At 66.1% G+C, this 9,434-nt stretch carries 6 protein-coding genes; 3 read left to right on the top strand and 3 right to left on the bottom strand.

Annotated features, from left to right (window positions below; translation table 11 throughout):
* The first annotated feature begins 450 nt into the window (after positions 1 to 450).
* Positions 451 to 1,860 carry an MFS transporter gene (locus LQ144_RS17225; protein ID WP_230119923.1) on the top strand — a complete coding sequence of 470 codons (1,410 nt, stop codon included), beginning with the start codon at positions 451 to 453 and terminating at the stop codon, positions 1,858 to 1,860.
* Between the two features lie 119 nt (positions 1,861 to 1,979).
* Here the strand turns inward: LQ144_RS17225 and LQ144_RS17220 are convergent, their stop codons facing one another.
* Together LQ144_RS17220 and LQ144_RS17215 are read right to left on the bottom strand one after the other, a co-directional pair.
* Positions 1,980 to 3,764 carry a biotin carboxylase N-terminal domain-containing protein gene (locus LQ144_RS17220; RefSeq protein ID WP_230119927.1) on the bottom strand — a complete coding sequence of 595 codons (1,785 nt, stop codon included), beginning with the start codon at positions 3,762 to 3,764 and terminating at the stop codon, positions 1,980 to 1,982.
* A 241-nt stretch (positions 3,765 to 4,005) separates the two neighbouring features.
* The gene (locus LQ144_RS17215; protein ID WP_230119922.1) at positions 4,006 to 4,680 is read right to left on the bottom strand and encodes a nucleoside triphosphate pyrophosphatase; all 675 of its coding nucleotides are present in this window, start codon (positions 4,678 to 4,680) and stop codon (positions 4,006 to 4,008) included.
* A gap of 186 nt (positions 4,681 to 4,866) precedes the next feature.
* Here LQ144_RS17215 and LQ144_RS17210 point away from each other — a divergent pair, with 186 nt between their 5' ends.
* The gene (locus LQ144_RS17210) at positions 4,867 to 5,103 is read left to right on the top strand and encodes a hypothetical protein (RefSeq protein ID WP_230119921.1); all 237 of its coding nucleotides are present in this window, start codon (positions 4,867 to 4,869) and stop codon (positions 5,101 to 5,103) included.
* Between the two features lie 117 nt (positions 5,104 to 5,220).
* Entirely contained in the window at positions 5,221 to 6,564 is a 1,344-nt protein-coding gene (locus tag LQ144_RS17205; RefSeq protein ID WP_230119920.1) for an HNH endonuclease signature motif containing protein, read from the top strand.
* Positions 6,565 to 6,889: 325 nt separating this feature from the next.
* Here the strand turns inward: LQ144_RS17205 and LQ144_RS17200 are convergent, their stop codons facing one another.
* On the bottom strand, positions 6,890 to 9,433 hold the full coding sequence (locus LQ144_RS17200) for an MMPL family transporter (RefSeq protein ID WP_230119919.1): 2,544 nt from the start codon (positions 9,431 to 9,433) through the stop codon (positions 6,890 to 6,892).
* Position 9,434 lies beyond the last annotated feature (1 nt).

Raw genomic sequence — 9,434 nt, 5'->3', positions numbered from 1 at the left:
TCCGAGTTAGCGATCAAGCGGACGGGGTGGACCTCAAGGGCGGGGGCGTCTGTGGTGGGGGCTGAAGCGGGCTGCGCGTTGGCGGAACCTGAGGCGCTTCCGAGCCACGGCTCGGCGGCAAGATCGAGGGAATTGCCGGTGCCGGTATCTGCGGGGCGGTCAGCAGTCACGGTGTACCTCCTTGGGGAATGTTGTTCTTCCAAGGTAGGGAAGCCGCGTTTCGCGGACGGTCGCGGTTTGTTAACGTGCTGTGACATTTGCCTATCAGCCTTCTGCCTGCAGCGTTAGGCTAACTGGGCGACGCCATTTTGAGACAACCCGATTTGTCCGCATGGTGGACGATTTGTCCATTGAATGGACTGCGGGAACTAATATTGAACTCTGTTTTATCCCGTAGTTGGACGGCGGTCGGAAGCATCGTCCGTCCAGTCCTAGTGAAAGCGCCACTACATGTCATCCACTGCCACCTCGCAGCCCGGCTCCGCCAAGCAGGTGAACTCGCGCGGCCGCGTGATCGTCGCGAGCCTCATCGGCACCACCGTCGAGTTCTACGACTTTTACGTGTACGCCACCGCCGCGGTGCTCGTCTTCCCGAAGCTGTTCTTTCCGGGCCAGAACGAAACCACCCAGCTGTTGAGCTCCTTCGCAGTCTTCGGCGTCGCGTTCATCGCCCGCCCGCTTGGATCCGTGGTCTTTGGCCACTTCGGGGACAAGTTCGGCCGCAAGGGCACCCTCGTGGCGTCCCTGCTGACCATGGGTATTGCAACGTTCCTGATCGGCTGCCTGCCAACGGCCACGGTCCCGGGCTGGCAGTTCTGGGCTCCGGCGCTGCTGGTGATCATGCGCTTTGCACAGGGCCTGGCCCTCGGCGGCGAATGGAGCGGAGCGGCCCTCCTTGCAACCGAGAACGCCCCGGCCAACAAACGCGCCATCTACGGCACGTTCCCGCAGCTGGGCGCGCCCATCGGCTTCATCATCGCCAACGTGATCTTCCTGGTGGCCAACTACACCCTCACCCCGGCCGCCTTCGAAGCCTGGGGCTGGCGGGTGCCGTTCCTGCTCAGCGCCGTCATGGTGATCATCGGCCTCTACGTGCGGCTCAAGCTCATCGAAACGCCGGCCTTCACAAAGGTCCTCGAATCCAACGAAGTGGCCAAGCTCCCCATCGGCCGGGTCTTCAAGTCCAGCTGGCGTCCGCTCATCCTGGGCACGTTCATCATGCTGGCAACGTATGTGCTGTTCTACCTCATGACCACCTTCACGCTGACCTACGGCACCCGCCCGGCCACTCTGGAAGCGGCCAAAGCGGCAGCGGAAAAGACCGGCAAGCCGATGACCGAGGCCGCAGCCGCTGCCTTTGTCCCGGGCCTGGGCTACACGCGCAACGACTTCCTGTGGATGCTGATCGCGGGCGTGGTGTTCTTCGGAATCTTCACGCTGGTCTCAGGCCCGCTGGCCGAAAAGTACGGGCGCCGCAAGATGCTAATCGCCGTCACCTCGGGCATCTTTGTCTTCGGCCTGCTGTTCGTCCCGCTGTTCAGCGGCGGCTTCGTGGGCACCATGGCTGTGCTGATCCTCGGCTTCACCCTGATGGGCCTCACCTTCGGACCCATGGGCGCCCTGCTGCCAGAGCTGTTCCCGACCAACGTCCGATACACGGGATCGGCCGTGAGCTACAACGTCTCCAGCATCCTCGGTGCGGCCGTGGCGCCGTTCATCGCCGTGTGGCTGTGGGAAACGGCGAAGGGTAGCCCGGTCCTGGTGGGCGTGTACCTAAGCGTCATGGCAGTGCTGACGCTGATTGCACTCTTCCTGAGCAAGGAAACCCGGGACCTGGACTACGAAAACAACGTGGCCTGACGCCTCGGTTCCTGCCGGCCCACTGGTTCGGCAGATGAAAATGCCCGGTGTGAAATTCACACCGGGCATTTTCATGTGCTGTTTCGCGTCACCTCGGGGTGGGGCGGCCTTAGAGCGGATCAGTCCTCGATGGTGGTGATGACGGCGCCCGCGGCCACCGTCAGACCCGCTGTTGCGGCCAGTCCGGTGATTGTGCCGGAACGGTGGGCTGTCAGCGGTTGCTCCATTTTCATGGCTTCAAGCACGACGACGAGATCCCCTTCGGCGACGACGTCACCGTCGGACACGGCCACCTTCACGATAGTTCCCTGCATGGGCGAGGTCAGCGCATTGCCGCCGGCCGCCACTGCGGCGCCGCCTGAGCGGCTCCGCTTCTTGGACTTGGCCGGCTTTCCGCCGCCGGTGGGCGCGCCGCCGAATCCGAGTGACGCGGGCAGTGCCACTTCAAGGCGCTTGCCGCCAACCTCCACCACGACGGTCCGGCGTTCGCCGGCTTCCTCCGCTTCGGAGACGGCTCCAGCGGGCGTCCAGGCGGGGAGGTCGTTGACGAACGCCGTTTCAATCCACCGGGTGTGGACCTTGAAGGGGCCCTCGGCGGGAGCGAAGTCCGGGTTGCTGACGACGGCCAGGTCGAAGGGGATGACGGTGGGGATGCCTTCCACCACCATCTCCTCCAGAGCCCGGCGGGAACGCTGCAGGGCCTGGGCGCGGGTACTGCCGGTGACGATCAGCTTGGACAGCATGGAGTCGAAATTGCCGCTGATGACGTCGCCCTGCTCCACGCCCGAGTCGATGCGGATGCCCGGGCCGGTGGGGTTCTTCAGCGCGGTGATCGTGCCCGGGGCGGGCATGAAGTTGCGGCCCGGGTCCTCGCCGGTGATGCGGAATTCGATGGAGTGCCCGCGGACCTCGGGATCACCGTAGCCCAGTTCCTCGCCGCGGGCGAGGCGGAACTGTTCGCGGACGAGATCGATCCCGGTGACTTCCTCGGAGACGCAGTGCTCCACCTGGAGGCGGGTATTGACCTCAAGGAAGGAGATGGTGCCGTCCTGGCCCACAAGGAATTCGCAGGTGCCGGCGCCGAGGTACCCGGCTTCCTTCAGGATGGCCTTGGAGGACTGGTAGAGGCGCTGGTTCTGTTCTTCGGTGAGGAAGGGGGCAGGCGCCTCCTCGACGAGCTTCTGGTTGCGGCGCTGCAGCGAGCAGTCACGGGTGGAGACGACGACGACGTTGCCGTGCGCGTCGGCGAGGCACTGGGTCTCAACATGGCGGGGGGCGTCCAAGAAGCGCTCGATGAAGCACTCGCCCCGGCCGAACGCCGCGGTGGCCTCACGCACGGCGGATTCGAAGAGCTCGGGGATTTCCTCGCGGGTGCGGGCTACCTTGATGCCGCGTCCGCCGCCGCCAAAGGCCGCCTTGATGGCGACCGGCAGGCCGAACTTGTCCACGAATTCGAGGATTTCCTCAGCGGATTCAACGGGATCGGCGGTGCCGGGAACCTGCGGGGCGCCAACCTTTTCGGCGATGTGGCGGGCCTGGACCTTGTCGCCGAGGGCGGAAATGGCTCCCGGGGACGGTCCGATCCAGGTGATGCCTGCCCCGATGACCATGGCCGCGAACTGCGCATTTTCAGCGAGGAAGCCGTAACCGGGGTGGATGGCATCGGCGCCGGACTGGTGGGCTGCCTCGATCAGCTTTTCCATCACCAGGTAGGATTCTGCGGCGGTATTGCCGCCCAGTGCATAGGCCTCGTCTGCCAGCCGGACATGGAGGGCATCGCGGTCGGGATCGGCATAGACGGCAACGGAGGCTATGCCTTCGTCACGTGCTGCGCGGATGATGCGGACTGCGATCTCACCGCGGTTCGCGATCAGAACCTTGGTCAGTCGCTTGGAGCTCGTCAGGGCGGCGCCTGCGGAGCTTGGGACGGTGGTGCCGGCACCTGCGATGGCGCTGGCGTTAGGGCCGCCGCTCGCCGCGGATTGCTCTGGACTTGCGGACTGCTCCGAATTTGCTGACAAGGCGTCTCCTTCTTTCCTTCAGGGAGCCTAGCGCGATTTTGAGGGTTCCGCCGATATTGCTTGCGGATTCCGCGCGTAATGCCCCGAACCTTTGTAGGGAAGCTACAAAGAGCTGCGAATCAACTCACTCTGCGCGGACCTCCGCGGGATCAACGGCCCCGCCGGTCCAAAGGTCGGTGACGTCCACCGCCGCCTGCCCCAGCAACCCGCGCAGGGTCGAGATGGAGAGTCCGACGACGGTGTGCGGGTCGCCGTCGACCTTGCGGATGAAGGCTCCGCCGTAGCCGTCGATCGTGAAGGAGCCCGCGCACTGGAGCGGCTCGCCGGTGGCGATGTAGCTGTCGATCTCGGCCTCGCTCATGTCCATGAAGTGCACCTCGGCGGAGCAGACGGAACCGAGCGTCGCCCCGGAGCCGGGGCCGCCGTCGTCATTTGAATCGGTGTCCCGGCAGTCCACGAGCCAGTGTCCGGTGTGCAGCACGCCCATGCTGCCGCTCATCCGGAGCATCCGCTCCTTGGCGACCTCCGGGGTGTAGGGCTTGCCGTGGGCCTCGCCGTCGAACTCGAAGACCGAATCGCAGCCGATCACCAGGGCGCCCTCGGCCTCCGGAAGCGAGGCTACGGCCTCGGCCTTTGCCCGGGCCAGCAGCAGGGCGGTATCGTGCGGGTCGGTCACGCCGTAGCGGGCCTGAACGGCGTCCTCGTCCACATCGGAGACGAGGACCTTGTGAGCGATGCCTGCGTTGCTGAGCAACTTGGTGCGGGCGGGGGACTGGGAGGCAAGAATGAGGCGGGTCACCGCTCCAGCCTAATCCCGGAAGCCGTTTCGGATCCGCTGCAACAGCCCACCCTTAAATGTCACAGCCCACAGGAACACTTGCATCATCGACGGAATCAGGGATCGGAAGGGGCCTCAACAATGGCCGGACGCGATGATTACGACAGCCGTGGCTTGATCACCATGGGGAACCGCATGCTTCGGGAAATGACTTTGCCCGAGGATACTGCCGGGCTGATCGAACACTACCGGCGGCTGGACGAGCTGAGCTCTGCACTGAGGACCGTTAGGACGCGTCTTGAAGTCGCGGTCGTCCTCAGCCGTGTGCCGGCAGCTACGTCCGGGATGGGGGCCTCCCCGATGGCCGCCGAAGCGGATGATCGGCTTCGGCGGGCCCTCAGTAACGTGATGGCCCTTATTGTCAGAGCCCACAGCGACACTTGAGCTATGAACGGTAATTGGGGGTCCGACGCGGTTCCGGCCGCAGTGGGGTACGGTTGCGCCTGCAGCTGCTGTCAGGCGCCGGCAACGGACGATGCAGCCTTAGCCCTGTGCGCAGGCATGGCCGAGCAGGACGGTGCCCGCCTGATTGATGAGATCCGGACACTGGAAGACAGAAAGTCTGCCTTGGCTGCCCGTCAGGCCCGCCTGTCCGTCGCCTTCGACCAGCTGCAGCGCCGGCAGAAGTCTGACGTCGGGATCCCCGCTGACCAGCTCGGGGCAGGCATTGGAGCACAGATTGCCCTCGCGCGTCGCGAATCCCCGGCCAAGGGAAACCGGTTGTTGGGCCTGGCCAAGGCCTTGGTGATTGAGATGCCGCACACGCTCGCTGCCTTGGAGGCGGGGCAGCTGAACGAGTGGCGGGCCACGTTGCTGGTGCGCGAAACGGCGTGTCTGTCCTCCGCGGACCGCTGTGGCGTCGACGAGGAACTCGCGCCCGACGCAGGAACGCTGGCCGGTGTAGGAGACCGGGCACTGGTGGCCGCCGCCCGTACCGCCGCCTATCGCCGCGACCCGCGCTCCGTCACGCAGCGCGCCGCCCACGCCGCCACCGAACGGCACGTCAGCCTCCGTCCCGCTCCGGACACCATGTGCTACTTGACCGCCCTGTTGCCCGTCTCGGCCGGTGTGGCCGTGCACGCAGCGCTCAGCCGCCACGCGGACTCCCTCCGCTCCGGCGGGGATGAACGTTCCCGGGGGCAGATCATGGCCGACGCCCTGGTTGAAAGGATCACGGTTACACCAGGCGGGATCACGGGGATCGAGATCCAGCTCATCATGACCGACCGCACGCTGTTCCAGGGCGACTCCGAACCGGCCCGGCTGCCCGGTTACGGTGTGGTCCCGGCGGGCTGGGCAAGGGATGCCGTCAAGGAAGCCGCTGCAATGGAAGGCGTGTTCTCCGCTTCCAACGACGTTGAGGCATGGCTGCGACGGCTCTACGCGGCTCCGGGTGCCCGAGAGCTGGTTGCGATGGATTCCCGGGCCAGACTGTTCCCCGCCGGGCTGCGCCGCTTCATCGAGGCCCGCGACCACACCTGCCGCGCCCCGTACTGTGATGCTCCGGTCCGCCACTATGACCACATCGTTCCGTGGCATCGCGGCGGACCCACCACCCACGGAAACGGTGCCGGGCTCTGCGAAGCCTGCAACCACACTAAAGAAGCGCCTGGTTGGACAGTGAAGCCCCTTGGTTCCCGCGACGCCGGCCGGTTCAGGCACACTCTCGAAATCCGGACCCCGACGGACCACAGTTACCGCTCCACTGCGCCACCTTTGCCCGGAACTCAGCTTGACGCTTCGAACGCGGAAGCCTGCCGGCGCAGACGTGAACTCCGGCGCTCCGCGAAGGTTCGTAGGCGGGCAAGGGGTGTGCTCGCGGCGGAAGCTCCTCGCGCGGCCTGAGCTGGCAGCGAGTGGTCCGCCGTGTCATGCAGCCGTGCACCTTCACTGTTGCGGCGCGTGCCCGTCCGCGTGCTCGGGTGGCCAGACCGATGTCGCGCGTTTTCTTCCGCTCAGGACAACGCCGAGGAGTTCGTTGGCGAGTCGTTTCGCATCACCGAAGTGTTCGAGCGTGCAGTCGGGCGACGCGGCGACGGCCTAGGGATGCGAGGCAGCGTAGGCGTCCCACTTGCGATCAGCTGCTTGAACATCAGGTGGGGCGACAGGATGAGAATGCACCTCCACGTCGCAGGAGCGGTGCGAAAGCTGCCAGCAGCGCCAGACGAGATCAGCCGGCCGGAGCTTCGGCGGGTTCGGGCACAGAGGCAGCGGCCGCCGTCGTGCTTGGTTTGCGGAGGCGCGCGCCTTCCACATCCACGTCGGGCAGGATGCGGTCCAGCCAGCGAGGCAGCCACCAAGCCTTATCGCCGAGCAGGTACATTGCGGCCGGGACGATCGTCATGCGCACCACGAACGCGTCCACCAGCACGCCGAAGGCCATCGCGAAGCCAAGCGGCCGGACCATGGTCAGGTGCGAGAAGATGAAGCCGGCAAAGACGCTGACCATGATGATCGCAGCGGCGGTGACCACGGCTGCGGCGTGGCTGAACCCGCTGCGAACGGCGTGCCTGGCCGGTTGCCCATGCGTGTACGATTCGCGCATTCCGGAAGTGATGAACACCTGGTAGTCCATGGCCAGCCCGAACAGCACGCCTATCAGGATGATGGGCAGGAAGCTCAGCACCGCACCCGGGTTTGCGACGTCGAACACGGTCCCCAGCCAGCCCCACTGGTAGACGGCAACCACCGCGCCGAACGCGGCGGCGAGTGAGAGCAGAAAACCGCCGGTGGCGAGCAGCGGCACCACGACGGAGCGGAACGCCAGCAGCAGCAGGATCAGGGAAAGCCCGACGACGATGGCCAGATAGGGCGGCAGGGCGTCACCGAGCTTCGTGGAGACGTCCACGTTGCCGGCGGTCTGGCCGGTGAGCCCGATACTGACTCCCGTGGCGTCCCTGATTTCCGCGTTCCGGCCGCGGAGCTCGGAAACCACCCTGACGGTGCTGGCGCTTGCCGGGCCTTCTTTGGGGATCACCTGGAACACCGCGGTGCGGCGGTCCTCGCTCAGCGCCACGGGGACCGCGGCGGTGACGCCGTCCACGCCTCGGAGGATGTCGGCGACGTCGAACTGCTTGGTCTGCGCTTCGGACTCGCTAAGTCCGGCGGGGAAATCGCCCACCACCACGATGGGGCCGGTGACGCCTTCGCCGAAGCTTCGGCCGGTGACGTCATAGGCTTTGAAGGCCTGGGAATCCACCGGTTCGGAACCGCCGTCGGGGAGCGCCAGCCGGAGCTGGCTGGCCGGCAGCGCCACCAGACCGAGCAGGACCACGCCGGCGAGCAGCGCCAGAACTGGGTGCCGCGTGACCAGCCCACCCCAGCCGTGGCTGCTCCGGTGCTCTTCCTTGGCCCGGTCCTCTGCGTCGTGGCCGGGCGCGGCGTTGTGCGCCTCGGCTTTCGCCCAGGCCCTCTTGGAGATGAGCTTCCTGCCCACTAGCGAGAGGACTGCCGGAGTCAGGGTCAGGGCCACGACGACGGCGACGGCCACGGTCGCGGCGGCCGACACACCCATGACAGCGAGGAACGGCAGTCCGGGGACCACCAGTGCGGCCAGGGCAATGATCACGGTCAGCCCGGCGAAAAGTACGGCGTTGCCGGAGGTGCCCGTCGCCAGCGCAACCGATTCTTCGCCCTCCATGCCGGCCAGCGGCTGGCTCCGGTGGCGGTTGACTATGAACAGTGAGTAATCGATGCCGACAGCGAGGCCCAACATCAGCGCGAGCATGGGCGAGATGGAGCTCATGCTAATTACCCCCGTCAGGGCAAAGGTTCCGCCCACCCCGGCCGCCACGCCCACGAGGGCCATGAGCAGCGGGAGCCCGGCCGCAATCAGAGTGCCCAACATGACGATGAGGACCAGGGCGGCGATGGCAATGCCTACGATCTCGGAGATGCCGAACAGTTCCGAGACATCCTCGGTGATTTCCTTGCTGGCCAAGGCGGTGACCCCAGCGGAGTCCACCCCACTGGCGATGTCCTGGACCTGCTCCCTGACCGAGGGCGCCAGGGCATTGATCGAGGTCTTGAACTGGACCTGGGCGATGGCGGCCTTGCCGTCAGCGGAGACAAAACGCATCCCCTGGGAAGCGGCGAGCTGGCGCTTGGCGAGTGCCAGATTTGCCGCGCCGGTCTCCAGTTCCTTGATGCCGGCGTCGAGCTTTTCCCGACCCGCAGCGAGGGCTGCTTTCTGCTGCGCCAGCTGCCCTTCAACCGCTGCCGCCGGAAGCCCGGCGGCAGACATTTGCTGCGCGGCGGCGTCGAGCTGGGCCTTGCCCGCCACGAGCTGAGCGCGTGCCCTATCCAGCTCGGTCTGTCCCGCCGCCGCCTTCTGCTCACCGGCGGTGATGGCCTCGGCGGCCTTGTCCACCTGCGCCTGGGTGGCGAACGGATCCACGGTCCCCTGGACATCGGGGAGAGTCTCCAGCTTGGCGAGGGCGGCGGAGACGGCGTCCTTTCCGGCCTGGCTGAACCGGGCGTCATTGGCTTCGAAGACAATTCCCGCGGAACCTCCCGAAGACTGGGGAAGATCCTGCTTCAGCTTGTCCAGCATGCGCTGGGTTTCAGTACCCGGGATCTGGAAATTGTTGGACATGGTTCCGTGGAACGCGGCTGCTGAGCCGCCGACAGCCACGAGGACCGCCAGCCAGAGCGAGATGACGATCCACCGGTGCCCGTAGGAAAACTTGCCGAGTCGGTAAAGCAGAAGTGCCATG

It is taken from the genome of Arthrobacter sp. Bi83 (assembly GCF_918698095.1).
Classification (GTDB): domain Bacteria; phylum Actinomycetota; class Actinomycetes; order Actinomycetales; family Micrococcaceae; genus Arthrobacter.
This window is presented reverse-complemented; position numbering and strand designations above follow the sequence as displayed.